The organism is Paenibacillus sp. D2_2 (genome assembly GCF_031199965.1).
Lineage (GTDB): Bacteria > Bacillota > Bacilli > Paenibacillales > Paenibacillaceae > Fontibacillus.
In genome coordinates, this window is the sequence record NZ_CP133605.1 from 5,654,091 (window position 1) to 5,676,683 (window position 22,593).

The following is a 22,593-nucleotide window of genomic DNA, read 5'->3' on the forward strand; positions in this document are numbered from 1 at the left end:
CACTATAAGGAAATCGAATGAAGAGACATGGCTCTCCATTCGTTCAAATTTGAAACGTTTATTCATACTTTTCATCATACCATGAACGATCGTGTATAATACACGAACATCATTATTTTCCAAGACAAAACTGCGAGAAGATCTGATCGATCAGTGCGTCTGGCGCCGAATCACCGACCACTTCACCTAACTGTTCCCAAGCCAGTCGTACGTCAATCTGCATAATGTCGATCGGAATACCAGCATCTGCAGCCTCATAAGCATCTTCTAGTGACTGCTTCGCCCGCTTCAACAGCGCAATATGCCGAACATTACTAACATAGGTCAAGTCACCGGATTCCAGCTCACCACCGAAGAACAGCTTCGAGATCGCATCCTCCAAATGATCCAGCCCTTCTTCCGTCTTCGCGGACAATTCTACAACCACATCATCTGAGAAATATCGGCTTACTTCACAACTGTTCAACTGCTGTGGTAAGTCGATCTTATTCAAAATGACGATCACTGGCCGGCCAGATAGCTGCTTCATTAGAGTGATCTCATCCTCATGCAGCTCCTCAGCATGATTCAAGACAAGCAGAATCAGGTCCGCCTCATTAACCGCTGCCTTTGAGCGCTCCACACCAATCTTCTCTACGATATCGATCGTCTCACGAATCCCCGCCGTATCGAGTAGTTTTAGAGGAATATTGTTAATCGTCACAAACTCCTCGATCACATCCCGCGTCGTACCCGGTATATCCGTAACAATCGCCTTATTTTCCCGGGCTAAAGCATTAAGCAGAGAAGACTTCCCAACATTGGGTCTACCAACAATCGCCGTTGTGATCCCTTCCCGCAAAATCTTACCCTGACTAGCCGTCCTCAGCAGATCATCAATCCCCTGCATCGTCAGCGTACATTTCTGCTTAATGAACTCTGTCGTCATCGACTCCACATCATGCTCCGGATAATCGATATTGACCTCAATATGCGCCAGCGTCTCCACCAGCGTATACCTGAGCTCCTCGATCTTACGCGACAAAGCCCCTTCAACCTGCTTCAAGGCTACCGAGAAAGCCCGATCCGACTTCGAGCGGATCAAATCAATCACCGCTTCTGCCTGTGATAAATCAATCCGCCCGTTCAAGAACGCCCGCTTCGTGAACTCCCCTGGCTCCGCCAGGCGAATATCACGCTGTTCCAGCAACAGATCCATAACCCGCTTCACGGAGATAATCCCCCCGTGCGTGCTGATCTCCACTACATCTTCCGTTGTAAAAGAGCGTGGCGCTCTGAACAGCGACACCAGCACCTCTTCCAACTTCTCATCCGTCTTCGGATCTATAATAAATCCATAATGGACTGTATGACTATCCGCATCCGTTAACTTCGTCTTCGAGCGAAATACCTTCTCTACACTTGCGATCGCTTCCGGCCCATTCACCCGGATCACCGCAATCCCACTCTCTCCTACCGCTGTAGAGATCGCTGCAATCGTATCACTAAGCATTTATTCTCTCACCCCTGCTTCATCAAATATCTATTCTAAACAGCCAAATCACTGTTATCTTCAATTATTAAATGTACCACATTCGTCAATATCTTACTTGCTCCACCTTACTAGCACTAACTAATCTTTGATCCAACTCAAGCGATTCCCATAGGGACTGCGACTCCTATCCCAACATACACTCTAATCCCTCGCCCTACATTCTCTCGTCCCTTAACTAGCTAATCTTCACCCAAACCTAAGCGCATTCCGAAGGAACAGCGACTCCTTCATCTCAAGTAGCAGTTAGAAAGCACATATTCCACTCTCTACGCTCACCTCACAACCGCCATAAGTATAGCGTGCCCCGTAGGGGAGAAAAGCGGCTTTTACACCAGCTCCCGCCCGAGCGCATCTACAGAAGTAGTACCTCCAGCATGTATTCCAGGTAACCCGGGTGCTCCAACAGTAAGACGTACCCGAAGGGGAAAAGCGTTCCACGAGCCATAGTTCTTGTAGGTGCGCCTCTCGCTCTACCACGTTAGTCCAGTTGCGGGTGTCCAGAGGGCGCAGCCCTTGGGCCCTCCCTTGTAGGGAGGGTTTGAGTGGGTTCAAAAAATAAGACGCAACACAACATCCCCCTAAGGAAAAGTCGCTTGCGTCTCATTCATCATTTGCTTTGCTTCAGTGTTATAACAACCCGCCGGTCGGCTCTTCGCCTTTGCTGAACGTCTTAACCTCCGGATGATCCTGAAGTTTGGAATGAATCACTTTACGCTCCTGCGGCGGCATTGGTTCAAGAGCTACTTCCTTACGGGTGCGAACGACCCGACCCGCCAATCTGACAGCCAGATCCTCCAGCGTCTTCTTACGTCTCTCGCGGAAATTCTCCGCATCAAGAATAATACGAATATAACTATCAGAATAGCGGTTGGCAATAATGTTTGCCAAATATTGAAGCGCGTCAAGCGTCTGCCCGCGGCGCCCGATGATCATGCCGAGATCGCTGCCCGAGATATTCAGCACAGTGGCATCCTTCTTCTGGGCGATCTCTACATCAACTTGAAGTCCCATATTCTCGCCAACGTCTTTAATAAATGACGCCGCCTCTTGATAAGGATCATGATCGGTATAAGAGCTGAGATCCTTCTGAGATTCCAGACTGCGATCCTCCGAATGATCTCCCTTTGGCGGAACTGCCGGGTCTTGGACAGGAGAGTAAGCTCTACCTTAGCCTCCTTCACCCCAATCAGTCCCAGGAATCCTTTTGATGGCTGCTCTAACACATTAACGGCGACTTGATCCTCGGTGGTGCCGAGCTTAGCCAATCCTTGTCTTACAGCTTCTTCAACGGTTTTCCCTGACGTCACAATTTTATTCATTTCGACTTTTTGGCCTCCTTGGCACCTCTGCCGGGATGACCGGCTTTGAGATTCGAACCGCCCCGTTTCTTACTGGATGACGTGTCGCTACTAGTTGCTACAGCAGGTACAGGTTCTTTCTTTCTATAAATGAAATAATTTTGTCCTATCGTATACAAGTTAGAGAATATCCAGTACAACGGCAATGCTGCCGGGAAGTTGAAAGCCATAATAAAGATGAGCACCGGATATACCCACATCATAAATTTCATCGGGTTCGGACCGGATGTATTCATCGTGTTCATATTCGACATCATTCTTGTCTGAATAAATGTCGTTAGTGCAGCAACAGCTGGTAAAATATACGTCTTGTCCGGCTCTCCAAGCTGTAACCACAAGAATCCGTGGTCACGGATCGCCGAGTTATAATAAATCGAGTTATATAGAGCGATAAATACTGGCATCTGAATCAGAAGTGGGAAACACCCCGCCATCGGATTAACCTTATTCTCCTGGAACAGCTTCATCGTCTCCTGTTGCTGCTTCTCAGGATTATCTTTGTAATCTTCTTTGATCTTCGCCAGCTGAGGCTGGATAGCCTGCATCGCTTTTGAACTCTTTACTTGCTTCAGTGTAAGTGGAAGAATTAACGTACGAACAATGATCACCATAATTAATACGGCGATTCCGTATGCCCCATTGAACCACTTCGCAAACGTATCCAAAGCTAATGAAAAATAATAGACGACATTCGCAGTCCAGAAAGAACCACTATTTTTCATATCTTCGGTAGTAGTAGCCAAATGAGCATTTTGCGTTCCGCAACCGGCGAACAATACGACGAGCCCGATTGCAAGAATAAGGAGGACTAATCTCCTCTTGTTATTGGCAATTCGCGACACTTCAAAACCCCTCTCTTAACCTATCCGTCATCGTAAATCATAACATATTTATAGGGACAAAGAAACAATCATGCTTGGCGTCCGGAAGGCTTGAGTAGCGAGGCTTTACGAAGGACGTGAAGTACGCTTTTCTCCAGTTCCTTATATTCCATTCCGACAGCACCATTGCGCACAATGAGGATGATATCGACATGATCCTGAATCTCGCTCTCATGTAAACGAACGATCTCCTTCAGCATTCTGCGCATACGGTTTCGAACCACAGCATTACCTATCTTCTTACTTGCTGATATACCTAGCCTGAAACGCTCAATATCCGGTTTTCTCGACCAATAAACAACGAGTTGACGGTTAGCAAAAGACTTTCCATGCCGGTACACCCGGCCAAAATCCGCCCGATTTCTTAACCTTAACTTTTTATGCACGAGCAATCTCCTCAACTCTAGACCTGCTAACTGCTATTGTAATTATAAACCATCCAATTATGCAGTAAACCTGATTTTTCGCAAAATCGAGTTCCTTCATATTATAGTCAACAAATATTCTACAAATTTGACACATAAACGAAAGGCTCAATTGCTATATCATTCGGCGTACAAAAAAAGACCACCGCAGTGGTCTTCACGCACGCATTACGCACTCAATACTTTTCTTCCTTTTAGGCGACGAGCAGCAAGAACCTTACGGCCATTCTTCGTGCTCATTCTTTTACGGAAACCGTGAACCTTACTACGTTTGCTCACATTCGGTTTGAAAGTCGGTCTCATCTATTGCACCCCCTCTACAGGAATCCGTCACTGTCAAATTCACCATTTTCATAATCCACAGAAAATGCCTTTTTACATTTAATCATAACCATTATGAAAAGTCAACCGAGCCTGGCATATCTTTATCAAACCAAATTTATACACAGCCCAAAAATATGAGCAATAAAATGATTTATTTAAGTTTTCCACAAGCTAATTTACTATTTCTCCCCAGAATAAAGGTTATACACATGTGGAAAAGTAATTTTAGTGGTTTAAATTTCTCTATATTTACAGCATTTATGAATCGGGGTATGATCTGTATTGTACAATTGTATACAAGTATACTGAGAGGGTGTAGTTTATGAAATTAGGCATGGTAGGACTCGGAAAAATGGGCCATAATCTGGTCGCAAATTTGCTTCGCCATAACCACGAGGTTGCAGCCTATGATATGAATCCGGAGGCAGTGAACCGTGTTGCTGAACAAGGAGCTATTCCGGCATCAAGTCTGGAACAGCTTATCGCAGCACTCGAACCTCCACGGATTATCTGGATTATGGTACCGGCCGGAGCTGCTCTTCAGTCCGTTATTTCCACCCTGACCCCACTTTTGGATGCAAATGATATCGTCATTGATGGAGGCAACTCCCATTACAAAAATTCAGTAGAACTAGCTGGCGAACTGGCCAAATCCGGTATCCACTTCTTCGATGTTGGAACTTCAGGAGGCATCGAAGGTGCCGAACAAGGCGGATGCTTCATGATCGGCGGCGATGAGGCTGTATTCCGTAGCATCGAACCGATTTTCCATGATATCGCTGTTAAGAACGGTTACATGTTCACCGGCAAAGCCGGAAGCGGACATTTTCTAAAGATGGTCCACAATGGAATTGAATACGGTATGATGCAAGCGATTGCTGAAGGTTTTGAAGTTCTAGACAAGAGTCAATATGAATATAACTACGAGGATGTCGCCAAGGTATGGTCGAACGGATCCGTCATCCGCTGCTGGCTGATGGATTTGATGCAAGATGCCTTCTCCAAGGATCCGAAGCTAGAGAGCATCCGCGGAGTTATGCAATCTTCTGGTGAAGGTAAATGGACGGTTGAGACTGCATTGGAACTGCAGGCAAGCGCCCCAGTTATTGCAATGTCCCTATTCATGCGTTATCGTTCACTGGAGGACGACACCTTCCACGGCAAAGTCGTTGCTGCCCTACGCAATGAATTCGGCGGCCACGCGGTTGAAGCAAGCAAATAAATATAGGTATCCCTAATTTTTCATGCTATGATCTTATAAATGCATTGATTTATTAATGCATGTTTAAAAGTCAGACTTTCAGCACCGAGAAGGTTGGATGAAGCTAGGGGCTGAGGAGTGGAGCGTACGTTTTGGGTACGTGAGCACCGGAAGGCCCGGCTGAATTCAAGATTCGATGCCGATTAAGCTACCAGTATTGCTTCGTGATCAAAGGGGGACTTTTTAAACAACCTTTATTAGTGATAGGAGCATAGAACCATGAAGTTTCCCTCAAGTTGGTTAAAGGGCAGTTCACTTGGCGAATCTATCGCCAGTGAGCTGCGTCTTCAAATTATTAGCGGAGCCATAAAACCGGGTACCGTACTATCAGAGAATGGAATCGCTTCTGATTTTGGCGCCAGTCGCTCGCCGGTGCGCGAAGCTTTGAAAACGCTGTCTAACGAAGGGTTAATCACCTTAAAAAGAATGGGCGCCGTGGTAAATGGTCTTCTTGTACATGACCTTGAAGAACTTTACGATGTTAGATACTTAATTGAGAGCTTTGCCTGGAAACGACTGGCCGATAGCGATTCATCAGAATTAATTGTTCAATTGCGTCAGGTTATCGACAAAATGGAATTAGCCGGTAGACACCGTGATGTTGTGGATTTTGCCTATCAGGACCTTGCCTTTCATGAGACGATTATTACGGCGGCGGATCATACACGAATCTGGCATCTATGGCTGAGTATCCGGCAGATTGTAATGACCGTTATGCTCATTACAACCAAGCAAGTCCTGTCGCAGGATGACGATAAAATCAATTATGTCATTAATAAGCACCGCAAGCTATTAGCAGGCCTGGAATCCAAAGATCCGAACATCATTGTTCAAAATGTCGAGGAATACTTTGAAGACTCTGTCAAAACGTTGCATACAAGTATACCTGAATAACAAATATTATTACTTCATTAACATTCACTTATATAGGAAGAAGGTGCGCTATGACATCATACATGATCGGTGTTGATATCGGAACGACAAGTACAAAAGCCGTTCTTTACGAAGAAAATGGCACTGTCGTAGCCAATGCAAATATAGGATACCCATTATATACTCCTTCTGCAGATATCGCGGAGCAGGATCCGGAAGAAATTTTTGCTACTGTTCTGCAGGCAGTCCAGCAAGTAATCCATCAGAGTAAGGCGGATCCGAACCATATCCTGTTCGTCTCCTTCAGTACAGCCATGCATAGTCTAATCCCAGTGGATGGAGCCGGAGCTCCATTAATGCGTTGTCTGACCTGGGCCGATAATCGTAGTGTGAAATGGGCCGATAAACTGAAGAACGAGCTGGGCGGACACGAAATTTATCTTCGTACCGGAACACCGATTCATCCAATGTCTCCGCTCACGAAAATATTATGGCTACGCCATGAACAACCGGATATCTTCAACAATACTTATAAATTCATTTCTATTAAAGAATATATATTCTTCAAGCTGTTCGGAAAATATATCGTCGATTATTCCATAGCATCAGCGACCGGGCTCATGAACTTACAACGTCTGGACTGGGATGCGGAAGCCCTGCAAATAGCTGGCATTACACCGGAGTACCTATCTTCTCTCGTGTCAACGACACATATTGTGAACGGGCTTGCTCCTGAATATGCCAGCAGAATGGGGCTTCTCCCCTCTACCTCATTTGTGATCGGTGCAAGCGATGGCGTCCTCTCCAATCTAGGCGTGGGTGCTATCGATCCCGGAGTCGTTGCTGTGACCATCGGCACGAGTGGCGCGATTCGAACTGTTGTGGATGAGCCTAGAACGGATCCGAAGGGGCGGATCTTCTGCTACGCTCTAACCGAGAAGCATTGGGTAATCGGCGGAGCGGTCAATAATGGCGGTGGTATCTTTCGCTGGGTGCGCGATGAGATCGCTGCATCCGAGGTTGAGACTGCCAAACGATTGGGGATCAGTTCCTATGATGTACTGACGAAGATTGCCGAACGGGTTGCCCCTGGCTCTGATGGCCTCCTCTTCCATCCTTATCTATCGGGAGAGCGGGCTCCGCTATGGGATCCGAATGCACGCGGCTCTTTCTTCGGCTTAACCCTTCATCATCAGAAAGAGCATATGATTCGTGCTGTTTTGGAAGGCGTAATCTACAATCTGTATACAGTACTGCTTGCCATGGAGGAACAGATTGGAGAGCCACGCAAAATTCAAGCCACTGGAGGATTCGCCCGCTCCCGCTATGGCGGCAAATGATGGCCGATATTTTCGACCAGACCGTCGTGATTCCAGAGAGCTATGAGAGCTCTTGTCTGGGAGCAGTCGTGCTTGGCTTATATGCGTTAGGTAGAATCGAATCCTTCAGCCATGTCTCTACCATGATTGGAGAAACCTATGAACATGCACCAAACCGTAATAATTCAGCTATTTATAAAGAACTCCTCCCCATTTATATCCGCATTTCGCGGAAATTAGAGGAGGATTATCAAGCTATTGCCGATTTTCAACGTAAGCATCAAACAAATGATACATTCTGATTATAGAGACAGGACCTGACGTTGTCAGGTCCTTTTTTTTTGGAAAATTTTTTTTAAAAAAACACCTCTTCTATCCTACCAACGATCCTCGCTGTAACAACCGATAAAGTTATGCACAATCGATTTATGAACAAATTTCGACCTACTCGGAATAACCTGTGCACATTATTTTTCGGTAATTCACAGTTCCTGTCGATTTTTAAACAGATTATAAACAATATATAGTGTTGTTGACGGAATTTATACACAAGTTATTGAATTTGTGGATAAATCCACGCATTCCATTGAAATATAAGGCTTCTTTTGCTATGATTATATTGCTTTCACTGTGAATATCTAATTGACAGTTTAAAATTATCAACAGCCTGTGGATAATATTGTGAACAATTCAAAGTTATCCACTTTTATAATGATTTCATTTTTCTGAGTACTGGGGATATAACTCCCCTTTATTTATGTTTTTTCGACTTTTTCTGCATGGCTCATGCCACAATTGGATGATTTAAAAGGAGTGACAGTCTGTGGATAGCCATACCTCTGAAATATGGCAAAATATTTTATCCATCATTAATACCAAGCTGAGCAAGCCAAGCTTTGATACTTGGTTCAAAGCTACCAAAATTGTATCCATCGACGATCATTCCATCGTCATCTCAGCTCCGACCACGTTCGCAGTGGAATGGCTAGAGAGCCGTTATACAAAATTGGTGGCCACCACGGTCTATGAATATCTCGGCAAACAAGTGGACGTATCCTTCGTCATCGAAGAATCGGCCCCACCCGAGCAACCCCCAGTCTATAAGGAGCCCCAGGCACCCGTTCAAACCGAAGAGAGCATATCACACATGCTCAATCCCAAGTACACCTTTGATACATTCGTTATTGGATCCGGAACCAGCTTGCCCATGCGGCTTCTCTTGCTGTTGCCGAAGCGCTGGCCAGAGCTTACAACCCGTTATTTTTGTATGGGGGAGTAGGACTTGGCAAGACGCATCTTATGCATGCCATCGGCCACTATATTCTGGAGCACAGCCCCAGCAGCAAGGTCGTATACATTTCCTCTGAGAAATTTACGAATGAATTTATTAATGCGATCCGAGATAACCGAGCGGAAAGTTTCCGCAACAAATATCGAAATATTGATATTTTGCTGATTGACGATATTCAGTTTATTGCCGGGAAAGAGTCGACGCAGGAGGAATTTTTCCATACTTTCAATGCTCTGCACGAGGAGCGCAAGCAGATTATTATCTCTAGTGACCGACCGCCTAAGGAGATTCCAACCTTAGAGGAACGGCTTCGGTCAAGGTTTGAATGGGGATTAATCACCGATATTCAGCCCCGGATCTGGAGACCCGGATTGCCATTCTGCGCAAGAAGGCCAAGGCGGAGAATCTTGATATTCCGAACGAAGCGATGATGTATATTGCCAACCAGATCGATACGAACATCCGGGAGCTTGAGGGAGCGTTAATCCGTGTCGTTGCGTACTCGTCCTTGATTAATCAGGACATTACAACTCATCTAGCTGCCGAAGCTTTGAAGGATATTATCCCTTCTAGCCGTCCGAAGATGATCACGATTCAGGATATTCAGCAGCGGGTTGGAGAATACTTCAATCTCAAGATGGAGGATTTCAAGGCGCGTAAGCGGACCAAAGCTATCGCCTTCCCTCGTCAAATCGCGATGTATCTATCCAGGGAACTGACCGACTTCTCATTGCCGAAGATCGGAGATGCCTTCGGAGGTCGCGATCATACAACGGTAATTCATGCTCATGAGAAAATTTCGCAGCAGATCAAGAATGATCAGGAATTGAATAAAGTTATCAACAACATCACGGAGAAAATTAAAAATTCATCCTGAATAAGCTATAAGCCTATGCACAAGATATTCACATGTGGATAGGCTTCATTTCATATGATTATGCTTGTTATCCACATATTCAGGGCCCCTACTACTACTATTACTATAAATATATAATATACATCTTAGAGAAATAGCGGCCCTGCCGCTTCAAATCGACAAGACCTACCTTTCTCCCAGAACAAGCTGTTTCAGTTACTAATATGCTGCTTTGAGAGGTTTTATTACTACTCACACACTTTAAGAATTAAGATACTTTGTTTAGGAGTTGAATTTATGAAAATCCGCGTTTTAAAACATGAACTGAATGAGTCTATCCAGCATGTATCGAAGGCGATCTCTAGCCGTACAACGATCCCAATTCTAACGGGGATCAAGATCGAAGTTACTTATCAGGGAATGACGCTGACTGCCAGCGATACTGATATTTCCATTCAAGCCTATATTCCAGTTGAAGATAATGAGAAGCAAATCGTACAAGTAGAACGGCCAGGCAGCGTCGTATTGCCAGCCAAGTTTTTCGTGGAAATTATTAAGAAGCTTCCTTCTTCCGAAATTGAGATGGAGCTTCTAGAGGGATTCCAAACCAGAATAACCTCCGGTTCTACCGATATTCAGATGGTGGGAATGGATCCAGAAGAATATCCTGTACTACCGAGTATTGAAGAGAATCAAGTTATCTCGATTCCAGGCGATCTGCTCAAAAATATGATCAAGCAAACGACCTTCTCGATCTCTACCAACGAGACATCACCGATTCTGACCGGTATTCTATGGGATATTAACGGGAATGACTTCAAGCTAGTGGCTACAGACCGTCACCGCTTGGCAAGCCGTACTGCAAAGATCGATAATGCGGATGAAGTTCGCGTGAGCAATACCGTTATTTCAGGTAAGACCTTGAACGAACTCAGCAAGATCGTACCTGACCAAAATACAATTGTGGATATCGTTGTTGCCGACAATCAGGTATTATTTAAAATTGACCGAGTGTTGTTCTATACTCGTATTCTGGACGGAACCTATCCGGACACTTCCAGAATCATCCCGACGAACTATAAGTCAGAGCTTGTTATTGATACGAAGAAATTAAGCGAGTCGATCGACCGGGCTTATTTGCTGTCCCGTGAAGAGAAATCGAATATCGTCCGTCTTCAAACCTTCGAGAACAACACGATTGAGATTTCCTCTAGTTCAAATGAACTCGGAAAAGTTGTTGAGCAATTGGATGTAGTACAATATACCGGAGATCCACTGCGGATTTCTTTTAACTCGAAATATATGTTAGACGTGCTTAAGGTGGTTGAGAGCGAGCAGCTTCATATCGGCTTTACCGGTGCAATGAGTCCAATGATCGTTAAACCGATGGATGATAGTCAGAGCCTCTATCTGATCCTACCTTACCGCACAACCAATTAACTTAGAGTTCGCCTTTGATCACGAAGTAACGCAAGAAGTGAACTCGGCATCGAATCTTGAATTCAGCCGGGCCTTCCGGTGCTCACGTACACACTACGTACGCTGCGCTCCTCATGCCCTGCTTCATCCAACCTTCTCGGTGCTGAAAGGCGAATAAGAGGACTAACGGGGATAACATCCCTCAAGAAAGGAACAAACCAGAGGATGAAGAAGATTAGCATCTCGGATGAATATATTAAGCTGGATCAATTTCTGAAGCTGGCCGACTGTGTTAGTACGGGTGGTATGGCCAAGGCTCTGCTGCAGGAAGAAGCTGTAGCTGTGAATAATGAGCCCGAGCAGCGCCGTGGTCGCAAGTTATACCCTGGGGATATTGTAGAAGTGCGTGATTGCGGCACTTTTCAAGTGGCCAGTAAGTAGCTCCCTGAACCTGAAGCGACAGGTGGAAATGAGGGCATGAACTATCGTGTTTGTAAATAAATTAGGCTTGCAGCACTATCGGAACTACGATGCGCTAAATCTCGATTCTTTTGGAGATGTGAATCTCATTCTCGGACGCAATGCCCAGGGCAAGACGAACTTGCTCGAGGCATTGCTTGTCCTTGCTTTGACCAAATCTCATCGTACGAGTAAAGATCGAGAGCTGATCTCCTTCGGACAAGATCATGCAGCTGTTACGGCTGAGGTCGAGAAGAAGTACGGAACAGTTCAGTTGGATCTCCGTTTCTCCAGTCAAGGCAAGAAAGCGAAGCTTAACGGCCTGGAGCAGCGTAAGTTAAGTGAATTCGTCGGCGCATTAAATGCGGTTATGTTTGCTCCGGAGGATTTGGAGATCGTGAAGGGAACACCTGGTGTACGTCGCCGCTTCCTCGACATGGAGATTGGTCAAGTGCAGCCGAGCTATTTATATCATTTGCAGCAATATCAAAAAGTGCTAGTACAACGCAACAACTTGCTTAAGCAGGCTTGGGGCAAAGAAGCTGAGCTTGCGGTCATGCTGGAGATCTGGAATGAGCAATTAGTGGAGCATGGTGTTAAAATTATCAAGAAGAGGAAACAATTCATAAAGAAACTGCAAAAATGGGCGGAACAGATTCATGACGGTATAACTGGGGGAGCGAGAAGCTCAAATTAACCTACCTTCCCTCCTTCGGAGAGGCCGAGACGGAAGATGAAGCTGTCTTATTGGAGCAATTTATGATAAAGTTATCACAAATGAAGGATCAGGAAATCCGCCGCGGCATGACCCTTGCGGGTCCTCATCGCGATGATATAACTTTTTATATTAATGGCAATGAAGCACAAACTTATGGTTCACAGGGGCAACAGCGGACCACGGCATTATCACTTAAATTAGCGGAGATTGAGCTTATTAACGAGGAGATCGGCGAATATCCGATCCTGCTCCTGGACGATGTATTGTCCGAGCTTGATCCATATCGTCAGACCCAATTGATCGAGACATTTCAGAGTAAAGTGCAGACGTTCATCACGGCTACGGGAATTGAGAGCATTAACGAGAGCCGACTTCAGAACGCCAGCATTTTTCATGTTCATGAGGGACAAGTCCAGAGATAAGGTGGGAAGGTAAGCGATGTACATTCATTTGGGGAGAGAAGATCATTCTCTCATCGGAATTGGTAGCGATCTTTGATATATCGATTGAGAAATCATCCAAAATATCGAAACAGTTCGTAAGTCACGCGATCCAGGAGAAGAATGTGGTACGGATCGGAGAAGAAGAAGCCAAATCCATCGTTGTAACCAAAAATATCGTGTACTACTCGCCGATCTCCTCCTCGACATTGAAGAAGAAGACCAATCTGAATTACTTAACGTGATCGTGATTTGAATCTATAGAAGTAGGTGAAGGCATGTCTATGAACGAACAATCGTATGATGAGAGTCAGATACAGGTATTGGAAGGTCTAGAGGCTGTCCGTAAACGTCCGGGGATGTATATTGGTTCGACCAGTGCCAGGGGCTTGCATCATTTGGTCTGGGAAGTCGTTGATAACAGTATTGACGAGGCATTGGCCGGCTATGCCAATAAGATTGACGTGATAGTTCATGAAGATAATAGCATTACGGTTATCGATAACGGGCGCGGCATTCCGGTTGGTGAACATCCGAAATTGAAGAAATCGACCCTTGAGGTTGTTATGACGGTTCTCCATGCCGGGGTAAATTCGGCGGCGGCGGGTATAAAGTATCCGGCGGTCTGCACGGGGTTGGCGTATCTGTAGTGAATGCCCTGTCTGAGAAAGTAGTCGTTGAAGTTAGACGGGACGGTCATGTCTATCAACAGGAATATCGTCGTGGTGTTCCTCAGTATGACGTCCGTGTGATCGGCGAGTCGGATCCGGAAGCAACCGGGAACAAGACGACGTTCCATCCAGACCCGGAAATTTTCACGGAAACAACTGTTTTTGACTACAACACCTTGTTAACGCGGATTCGTGAGCTAGCTTTTTTGAATAAAGGTATCAATATTTCATTGACCGATGAACGTACGGGAGTCTCTGGGACATTCCACTATGAAGGCGGGATTAACGAGTACGTTAAATATTTGAATCATAACAAGGAAGTACTGCATGAGCAGCCAATCTACGTTGAAGGCCAGCGTGATATGATTCAGGTTGAAGTTGCTTTGCAATATAACGACAGCTATTCGGAGAATATATTCTCTTTCGCCAATAACATTAACACGCATGAGGGCGGTACACATGAATCCGGATTTAAGAGTGCACTGACGAGAATTATTAATGATTATGCCCGTAAGAATAACATGATCAAAGATAATGACTCCAACTTGAGCGGGGATGATGTGCGTGAGGGATTGACGGCGATCATTTCTGTGAAAATTCCTGAGCCGCAATTTGAAGGGCAGACGAAGACCAAGCTCGGTAATAGTGAAGTACGTGGTATTGTTGAGTCCTTGTTCGCAGAGAAGTTGCAGGAATTTATGGAGGAGAATCCAGCTGTATCGCGTCGAGTTCTGGAGAAGGCTTTGCAGGCTTCGCGTGCGCGAGAAGCAGCCCGTAAAGCGCGGGAACTGACGCGTCGTAAGAGTGCGCTCGAAGTCAGTGCCTTGCCAGGCAAGCTCGCGGATTGCTCTTCGAAGGATGCATCGCTAAGCGAACTGTATATCGTCGAAGGTGACTCCGCAGGCGGATCAGCCAAGCAAGGTCGCGATCGTCATTTCCAGGCGATTCTGCCGCTGCGTGGTAAGATTCTAAACGTGGAGAAGGCGCGCCTTGATCGCATTCTGGGCAATGCAGAGATTCGTGCCATCATTACCGCACTAGGTACTGGGATCGGCGAGGAGTTCGATATTTCCAAAGCCCGTTACCACAAAGTTATTATTATGACCGATGCCGACGTCGACGGCGCCCATATTCGTACACTGCTGTTGACCTTCTTCTTCCGTTACATGCGTAAGATTATCGAGGCAGGATATGTATATATCGCACAACCACCTTTGTTCAAGGTGGAGCGCAATAAAGTTGTTCGCTACGCTGGTTCTGAAGCGGAACGCGATGCGATTATTGCCGAGTTTGGCGAGAATGCCAAATATAATGTGCAGCGCTATAAAGGTCTCGGTGAGATGAACGCTGGACAGCTGTGGGAGACGACGATGGATCCTGAGAGCCGTACGATGCAGCAGGTATCGATCTCCGATGCGATGGAAGCTGATAAAATATTCGATGTGCTCATGGGCGATAGTGTTGAGCCACGGCGCGACTTTATCCATGAACATGCTAAATATGTGAGGAATCTAGATATTTAAATTTAGAAATCTCAGTAAAAAGGCCGAGAAGAGGTGTCTCCTCAACTCAGCCTTTTTAATTTTTTATCGTAGAAATGATGAATTACTTCGTTGATTTAAGACGTCCATAGTGGACGGCATAGCGGCGGATTTTCTTATAAATCTCTTTGTTATTCAGATGCTTAAAAGGGAAGAGTGCAGGGAGTGTATTCACTTCTAGAATCCAAATGCGATGTTGTTCGTCGATAGCCAGATCAAGGCCGATCTCCTTCAGGTTGGGAAATTTGCGGGCGAGCTGGGCGGCAACGCGTACACCCAATAGCTTCATCTCTTTATACAAAGCAATAAATTGCTTAGGGGTAAGATGAGGGGCAAATAAACTCTCAATGGTCATAATCGTGCCGCCGCCGCGGTAATTGGTAATGATCTTCTGCGGAGCTGCCAAGCGTCCGATGAATCCGGTTGTCTCCCAATTTTTAAGTGGTGTCTTCTGAACAAGCGCTCGGATATCAAATTTGGAGCGCCGGAATGTGAGCATACGAATACCGGTCTGAATCAGGTACAATCTTCTGCCGGTATGCGAGGTGATGGCAGCGTGCAGCTCATCCATCGTTGAGAACATCTCAGAATGGATGCCGTGCCTGAGTTTATATTGATAACCCGCGCCAGCATCAAGTTCGTCATGCCATAGTTCAGCACTCATGACCCCAATCCCATAAGTTCCGTTGTCTGGTTTAATAAATACGATACCATAAGAATTAAGCATTTCTCCAAGATGCTCGGCAGAATATTTCCTTGTATCTGGAATGTAAGAGCGAATGAGTTCGTTCTGCCGTAAAATGACGGTCTTCTCCCATTTACTTGCTATCCGCTGTATCGCCAAGTACTTATCCTTCCTTTCTGTACCCCGGATGCTGCCCTAAGGTATGAAAAACATAGGACAGGAGAGATAAACAATGATATAATTATAGGATGCGGGGATTTTATAAGTTTTTTGATCATTCCAATAAATTGCCTATATTTTTAGTGTATGAAGAGAAGTAACAATGGGAATGGACACATCCCCATTTTTATTATTGTCTATGGAAGTTTAGGATGAGAACTCGTTACGTTTAAGTGAGCCGTTTTTGTGAAACGATGTTAATGACTGGCTTTTTCATAATCATCCTGTACGTAGGCACATGGATAAATTTTTAGGAGGTCCAGCATGGCGGAGGAAAAATTATCGCAAATTGTAGATAGGGACATTAATGTGGAAATGCGCGAATCCTTTATGGATTATGCGATGAGCATCATTGTCAGCCGTGCTTTGCCCGATGTTAGGGATGGCTTGAAGCCTGTCCATCGGCGCATTTTGTATGCGATGTCCGAGCTCGGTATGTATCCAGATAAGCCGTTTAAGAAATCAGCAAGAATCGTCGGCGAAGTTATCGGTAAGTACCATCCTCATGGCGATTCGGCGGTATATGAGACTATGGTACGGATGGCGCAGGATTTCTCGATGCGTTATATGCTTGTTGAGGGTCATGGTAACTTTGGCTCCATCGACGGTGACTTTGCAGCAGCGATGCGTTACACAGAAGCACGTCTATCCAAAATAGCAATGGAAATGCTGCGCGATATTAATAAAGAGACGATCGACTTCATGCCGAACTATGATGGTGAAGAGCATGAGCCTATCGTACTGCCAGCGCGTTATCCAAATCTACTCGTCAATGGCGTATCGGGGATTGCAGTCGGGATGGCTACTAACATTCCACCGCATAATTTGGGCGAGGTCATCGATGGGGTTCAGGCGATGATCAAGAACCCAGATATCGATTCTTTGGATTTGATGGAATATATCAAGGGGCCGGATTTCCCGACTGCAGGCTTTATCGTAGGTCGTTCCGGTATTCGTCAGGCATATACAACGGGTCGCGGCTCGATCACGATGCGTGCCAAGACCACGATTGAAGAGAACAATAATAAGGCACGGATCATCGTCGATGAATTGCCTTATCAAGTTAATAAAGCCCGACTCGTCGAGAAGATTGCCGAGCTGGTGAGAGAAGAAAATCGATGGCATTACCGACTTGCGTGATGAATCGGACCGTAATGGAATGCGTGTCGTTATCGAGTTGCGCCGGGATGTAAATCCGAATGTCGTATTGAACAACTTATACAAACATACCTCCTTGCAGAGTACTTTCGGTATTAATATGCTAGCCATTGTTAATAACGAACCAAAGATTCTGACGTTACGCGAAGTCCTTCACCATTATTTGCAGCACCAGGTTGAGGTTATTCGCCGGCGGACGGAATTTGATCTGAAGAAGGCAAAAGCCCGTGCTCATATTCTGGAAGGCTTGCGCATTGCCCTTGATTATCTGGATGAGGTTATCGCCCTGATCCGCAGTTCGCAGAATGCAGAGATCGCCCGTAATGGCTTGATCGAACGCTTCGGCCTGAGTGAGGAGCAAGCACAGGCGATCCTGGATATGCGTCTCCAACGCCTGACCGGCTGGAGCGCGAGAAGATTGAGGCAGAATATCAAGAGCTTCTGCTTAAGATAGCTGAATATATTGAGATTCTTGCTAATGAATCTCTTGTCTTGCAAATCATTAGTGATGAATTACAAGACATTCGTGATCGGTATTCCGATGACCGCCGTACTGCGATTACGGTTGGTGAAGAGAGCATCCTGGACGAGGACTTGATTCCGCAAGAGGAGGTCGTGATTACGATCACTCATACGGGTTATATCAAGCGTCTTCCGGTTACGACTTACCGCAGTCAGAAGCGGGGGACGCGGTGTCGTCGGGATGGATACGAAGGATAATGACTTCGTTGAGCATCTCTTCGTGACGAACTCCCATCATTATTTGATGTTCTTCACGGATCGTGGCAAAGCTTACAGGCTCAAAGCCTATGAGATTCCAGAGCTCGGCCGAACCGCACGCGGGACGCCTATCATTAATCTGATTCAGATTGAGCAAGGCGAGACGGTTAATGCCGTTATTCCGGTGGAGAACTTCGATGAGGGTAAATACCTGTTCTTCGCAACTCGTCAAGGTATTGTGAAGAAGACTCCGCTTGAAGATTACGTGAATATACGTAAGGGCGGTCTGATCGCGGTTAATCTCCGTGAGGATGATACTTTGATTGACGTAAGACTTACCGATGGTGAGCAAGAGCTCATTATGGGTACAGCCAAAGGGATGTCAATCCGCTTCCCAGAGAGCGATGTGCGTTCCATGGGTCGCGCGGCTACTGGTGTGAAGGGGATTACGCTCGATGAGGATGACCAGTTGATCGGTATGGACGTTATCGTACCGGATCAGGATATTCTCATCGTCACCACGAAGGGATACGGTAAACGTACTCCAGTGTCTGATTATCGTATTCAGAGCCGTGGCGGTAAAGGGATCAAGACGATTAACGTTACGGACAAGAATGGTCCTGTAGTAGGGCTGAAGGTCGTTAAGGATGACGAAGATCTGATGATCATTACTAGCAGTGGAACCTTGATCAGAACAAGCATGGAGGGCATTTCTACCATGGGTCGTTATGCACAAGGGGTTAAGCTGATTAATATCCGTGATGAGGATTCTGTAGCTACGGTCTGTCGTTCGGATAAGAGCGATGACAATGAAGATACGGATGAGACGAACGAAATGAATGATGGTAGCTCCGACTCTATTTCAGAAGATATCTCTACTGAAAATACGAGCGAAGCGCCTGAGACAAATGAAGAATAATCAAGTATTTCTAGAGGACTTCCAGCCGGAAGTCCTCTTTTATTACTTTTAAGCGTTAAAAGAAGGATTGTTGGTCTAGTCAACTCGTAATATAATGACTATAACCTTATAGAGTAGTTCAAAAAGTCCATTTTTGATAAGAAAACTCGATCGAGAGCCGCCAATTCAAGGATGAGCGATCACGAATCGAAGCGTTTTGATAAAACACATATCGGAAGCATAAGCTCCGGGTGCTGAAAACCTGCCTATTTGAACATATACTTATAGTGCTTTTTTACTATACATATTAATTTAAAAGATTCGCCCAAGGAGAGATTGAGAAATGGTGAATATTCCCCTAGCCGATGCAAGACCTGGTTTAAAAATAGCAAATCATGTGTATACACCGCTTGGCGGGCTTTTACTGCAAAAAGGGAAGGTTCTCTTACCGCGAGATCTGGATATTTTGCGCGCTTTTATGGTGGCTCATGTGGAAGTAGACGAGTCGCCGATGATAGGACGAGGGGAGTCCGCGAATTCTACCGCAGGTGATAAATCGAAGCCCGCAAGCGTCTCTGCGCTTGAACTGGATGCGAGCCCAATCGATTCTTTACATAGGGAATATGATCGGATGCTGTTGCTAACGAAGAATGCTTTCCAATCGGTTCTGGCAGTTGAACTACCTATTTATGAACTGCGCAATCAGTTGGAGGCTCTGCTTAAGCAATTGAAGCACTATAATGCTCTCACGTTTATGCCACGTAACACTAAAGAATATGATTACTTGTACCATAATGCTATATTATCTTCTCTGACTTCCTATCAGCTGGCGGGCTGGCATGGGCTTCCGCAAAAGGATTGGATGCAGGTTGCCTTTGCTGGTCTGCTGCATGATATCGGCAATACGAAGATAGATCCACAGATCCTGTTCAAGTCTGAGCCACTAACTGAAGCTGAGCGAGATGAGATGCGTATGCATACGACATATGGCTATCAGCAATTGCGCAAAACCTCAGCGATCAATGAAGGAGTACGTCTAACGGCTCTACAGCATCATGAAAAAATGGATGGTAGCGGCTATCCATTTCATCTAGTCGGGAGAAGATCCACATTTATGCTAGGATCGTCGCTGTCGCAGATATTTTCCATGCGATGACGCTGAACCGGGCATATCGCAGAGCAGCATCTCCTTATCTGGTATTGGAGCAAATCAAGACTGAATCCTTCGGCAAGCTGGATCCTAGTGTGGTTCAGACTTTCGTGGATAAAGTTACGCAATTTCATAATGGAACAAGAGTAATGTTAAGCAATGACCAGATAGGGGAGATCGTATTTTCTGATCGTAATCATCCTACACGACCTATGGTATCTGTACAGGGTAAGATAATTAATCTGGTTCAAGAGACTAGCTTATATATTGAAGAAGTCCTCATATAAAGAGGGTTCAAAAAATCGCTTTTGATAAGAAAACGGATCGGAGCCAATTCAAGAATAAGCGATCGCAATTCAGTGGTAAGTTCTCTTGCGATATAGAATTCATCAGCTCCGCTCCTCAGGCCCTAGTCTCGTTCAACTGAAGCAGCACATCGAAAGAATAAGCTTTGGTGCTGAAAACTGGCCTCTTCGAACTGATACTTGAGAAGAAGTAAATAAAGGGTTGCAATTATTATGGATATAGGGTATATTTATAAACGCTGTTGCAAACAACGAAAGTTGCTTCAAAAAAGATTTTTAAAAAAGTCTTGCATTGATAGACAGCATGTGATATATTATAAGAGTTGCTGCTGAGAACGCAGCGACAACGAAAACGAAGTTGATCTTTGAAAACTGAACAACGAGTGAGCGGGTTTCACGTCAAGTGAAATCTAAGAAATAAGTCAGTTTCAAAATGAGCAAGTCAAACACTTTATTGGAGAGTTTGATCCTGGCTCAGGACGAACGCTGGCGGCGTGCCTAATACATGCAAGTCGAGCGGACTTGATGGAGTGCTTGCACTCCTGATGGTTAGCGGCGGACGGGTGAGTAACACGTAGGTAACCTGCCTGTAAGACTGGGATAACTAGCGGAAACGTTAGCTAATACCGGATAATTTATTTTCTCGCATGGGGAGATAATGAAAGACGGAGCAATCTGTCACTTATAGATGGACCTGCGGCGCATTAGCTAGTTGGTGGGGTAACGGCTCACCAAGGCGACGATGCGTAGCCGACCTGAGAGGGTGAACGGCCACACTGGGACTGAGACACGGCCCAGACTCCTACGGGAGGCAGCAGTAGGGAATCTTCCGCAATGGACGAAAGTCTGACGGAGCAACGCCGCGTGAGTGATGAAGGTTTTCGGATCGTAAAGCTCTGTTGCCAGGGAAGAACGTCCGGTAGAGTAACTGCTATCGGAGTGACGGTACCTGAGAAGAAAGCCCCGGCTAACTACGTGCCAGCAGCCGCGGTAATACGTAGGGGCAAGCGTTGTCCGGAATTATTGGGCGTAAAGCGCGCGCAGGCGGCTATTTAAGTCTGATGTTTAATCCTAAGGCTCAACCTTAGGTCGCATTGGAAACTGGGTAGCTTGAGTGCAGAAGAGGAGAGTGGAATTCCACGTGTAGCGGTGAAATGCGTAGATATGTGGAGGAACACCAGTGGCGAAGGCGACTCTCTGGGCTGTAACTGACGCTGAGGCGCGAAAGCGTGGGGAGCAAACAGGATTAGATACCCTGGTAGTCCACGCCGTAAACGATGAATGCTAGGTGTTAGGGGTTTCGATACCCTTGGTGCCGAAGTTAACACATTAAGCATTCCGCCTGGGGAGTACGGTCGCAAGACTGAAACTCAAAGGAATTGACGGGGACCCGCACAAGCAGTGGAGTATGTGGTTTAATTCGAAGCAACGCGAAGAACCTTACCAGGTCTTGACATCTGAATGACCGGTACAGAGATGTACCTTTCCTTCGGGACATTCAAGACAGGTGGTGCATGGTTGTCGTCAGCTCGTGTCGTGAGATGTTGGGTTAAGTCCCGCAACGAGCGCAACCCTTGATTTTAGTTGCCAGCACATGATGGTGGGCACTCTAGAATGACTGCCGGTGACAAACCGGAGGAAGGCGGGGATGACGTCAAATCATCATGCCCCTTATGACCTGGGCTACACACGTACTACAATGGTCGATACAACGGGAAGCGAAGCCGCGAGGTGGAGCCAATCCTATCAAAGTCGATCTCAGTTCGGATTGCAGGCTGCAACTCGCCTGCATGAAGTCGGAATTGCTAGTAATCGCGGATCAGCATGCCGCGGTGAATACGTTCCCGGGTCTTGTACACACCGCCCGTCACACCACGAGAGTTTACAACACCCGAAGTCGGTGAGGTAACCGCAAGGAGCCAGCCGCCGAAGGTGGGGTAGATGATTGGGGTGAAGTCGTAACAAGGTAGCCGTATCGGAAGGTGCGGCTGGATCACCTCCTTTCTATGGAGAATCGTTCTCTGCAACGAGAACATTCAAATAAGCTTCCTTGAGAAGCACAACGCTCACTCGTTGGTCAGTTTTGAG

Annotated in this window: 9 protein-coding genes, 1 rRNA gene and 8 pseudogenes; 12 read left to right on the top strand and 6 right to left on the bottom strand. The window is 45.9% G+C overall.

The genetic code is table 11. The features are described from left to right. Positions 1-112: 112 nt before the first annotated feature. The 5 genes and pseudogenes from mnmE to rpmH all read right to left on the bottom strand — a co-directional run bounded on the left by mnmE (position 113) and on the right by rpmH (position 4,501). Positions 113-1,492 (bottom strand): tRNA uridine-5-carboxymethylaminomethyl(34) synthesis GTPase MnmE, encoded by a 1,380-nt coding sequence (gene mnmE, locus RE628_RS28910; RefSeq protein ID WP_309156782.1) that lies wholly within the window; start codon positions 1,490-1,492, stop codon positions 113-115. A 649-nt stretch (positions 1,493-2,141) separates the two neighbouring features. Then, positions 2,142-2,853, bottom strand: a pseudogene (gene jag / locus RE628_RS28915) (RNA-binding cell elongation regulator Jag/EloR). Beyond that, on the bottom strand, positions 2,850-3,734 hold the full coding sequence (locus RE628_RS28920; RefSeq protein ID WP_309156783.1) for a YidC/Oxa1 family membrane protein insertase: 885 nt from the start codon (positions 3,732-3,734) through the stop codon (positions 2,850-2,852). The pseudogene jag and the gene RE628_RS28920 overlap by 4 nt, the downstream one beginning before the upstream one ends. Positions 3,735-3,802: 68 nt before the next feature. Beyond that, on the bottom strand, positions 3,803-4,159 hold the full coding sequence (gene rnpA / locus RE628_RS28925; protein ID WP_309156784.1) for a ribonuclease P protein component: 357 nt from the start codon (positions 4,157-4,159) through the stop codon (positions 3,803-3,805). A 207-nt stretch (positions 4,160-4,366) separates the two neighbouring features. Further along, positions 4,367-4,501, bottom strand: a complete 135-nt coding sequence (gene rpmH / locus RE628_RS28930; protein ID WP_309156785.1) for a 50S ribosomal protein L34 — start codon at positions 4,499-4,501, stop codon at positions 4,367-4,369. A 343-nt stretch (positions 4,502-4,844) separates the two neighbouring features. Here rpmH and gnd point away from each other — a divergent pair, with 343 nt between their 5' ends. From gnd to gyrB, 9 genes and pseudogenes are all read left to right on the top strand, one after another. After that, a complete protein-coding gene (gnd, locus tag RE628_RS28935) occupies positions 4,845-5,744 on the top strand; it encodes a phosphogluconate dehydrogenase (NAD(+)-dependent, decarboxylating) (RefSeq protein WP_309156786.1) in 900 nt (299 codons plus the stop codon). A gap of 258 nt (positions 5,745-6,002) precedes the next feature. Further along, a complete protein-coding gene (locus RE628_RS28940) occupies positions 6,003-6,677 on the top strand; it encodes a GntR family transcriptional regulator (protein ID WP_309156787.1) in 675 nt (224 codons plus the stop codon). 50 nt (positions 6,678-6,727) lie between these two features. Beyond that, a pseudogene (gene gntK, locus RE628_RS28945) lies at positions 6,728-8,277 on the top strand (gluconokinase). 521 nt (positions 8,278-8,798) lie between these two features. Continuing rightward, a pseudogene (dnaA, locus tag RE628_RS29930) lies at positions 8,799-10,143 on the top strand (chromosomal replication initiator protein DnaA). A gap of 276 nt (positions 10,144-10,419) precedes the next feature. Next, entirely contained in the window at positions 10,420-11,562 is a 1,143-nt protein-coding gene (gene dnaN / locus RE628_RS28965) for a DNA polymerase III subunit beta (RefSeq protein ID WP_309156791.1), read from the top strand. Positions 11,563-11,766: 204 nt separating this feature from the next. Then, positions 11,767-11,982, top strand: coding sequence for a S4 domain-containing protein YaaA (gene yaaA, locus RE628_RS28970; protein WP_309156793.1), 216 nt, complete (start codon positions 11,767-11,769; stop codon positions 11,980-11,982). A 46-nt stretch (positions 11,983-12,028) separates the two neighbouring features. Continuing rightward, positions 12,029-13,140, top strand: a pseudogene (recF, locus tag RE628_RS28975) (DNA replication/repair protein RecF). A 16-nt stretch (positions 13,141-13,156) separates the two neighbouring features. Beyond that, a pseudogene (gene remB, locus RE628_RS28980) lies at positions 13,157-13,403 on the top strand (extracellular matrix regulator RemB). 33 nt (positions 13,404-13,436) lie between these two features. Beyond that, a pseudogene (gene gyrB / locus RE628_RS28985) lies at positions 13,437-15,352 on the top strand (DNA topoisomerase (ATP-hydrolyzing) subunit B). A gap of 82 nt (positions 15,353-15,434) precedes the next feature. Here gyrB and RE628_RS28990 read toward each other — a convergent pair. Beyond that, the gene (locus RE628_RS28990) at positions 15,435-16,214 is read right to left on the bottom strand and encodes a YheC/YheD family protein (protein WP_309156795.1); all 780 of its coding nucleotides are present in this window, start codon (positions 16,212-16,214) and stop codon (positions 15,435-15,437) included. A 324-nt stretch (positions 16,215-16,538) separates the two neighbouring features. On the opposite strand from RE628_RS28990, the pseudogene gyrA reads away from it, so the two are divergent. From gyrA to RE628_RS29005, 3 genes and pseudogenes are all read left to right on the top strand, one after another. Beyond that, positions 16,539-19,071: pseudogene (gyrA, locus tag RE628_RS28995) on the top strand (DNA gyrase subunit A). Between the two features lie 322 nt (positions 19,072-19,393). Next, positions 19,394-20,487: pseudogene (locus RE628_RS29000) on the top strand (HD-GYP domain-containing protein). A gap of 469 nt (positions 20,488-20,956) precedes the next feature. Further along, positions 20,957-22,509: ribosomal RNA gene (locus RE628_RS29005) — 16S ribosomal RNA — on the top strand. The last annotated feature ends 84 nt before the right edge of the window (positions 22,510-22,593 follow it).

Bases quoted from the DNA above. Each gene is read 5' to 3' on its own strand.
- rpmH (WP_309156785.1), bottom strand. From the start codon at position 4,501: ATGAGACCGACTTTCAAACCGAATGTGAGCAAACGTAGTAAGGTTCAC.
- RE628_RS28940 (WP_309156787.1), top strand. From the start codon at position 6,003: ATGAAGTTTCCCTCAAGTTGGTTAAAGGGCAGTTCACTTGGCGAATCT.
- mnmE (WP_309156782.1), bottom strand. From the start codon at position 1,492: ATGCTTAGTGATACGATTGCAGCGATCTCTACAGCGGTAGGAGAGAGT.
- yaaA (WP_309156793.1), top strand. From the start codon at position 11,767: ATGAAGAAGATTAGCATCTCGGATGAATATATTAAGCTGGATCAATTT.
- gnd (WP_309156786.1), top strand. From the start codon at position 4,845: ATGAAATTAGGCATGGTAGGACTCGGAAAAATGGGCCATAATCTGGTC.
- dnaN (WP_309156791.1), top strand. From the start codon at position 10,420: ATGAAAATCCGCGTTTTAAAACATGAACTGAATGAGTCTATCCAGCAT.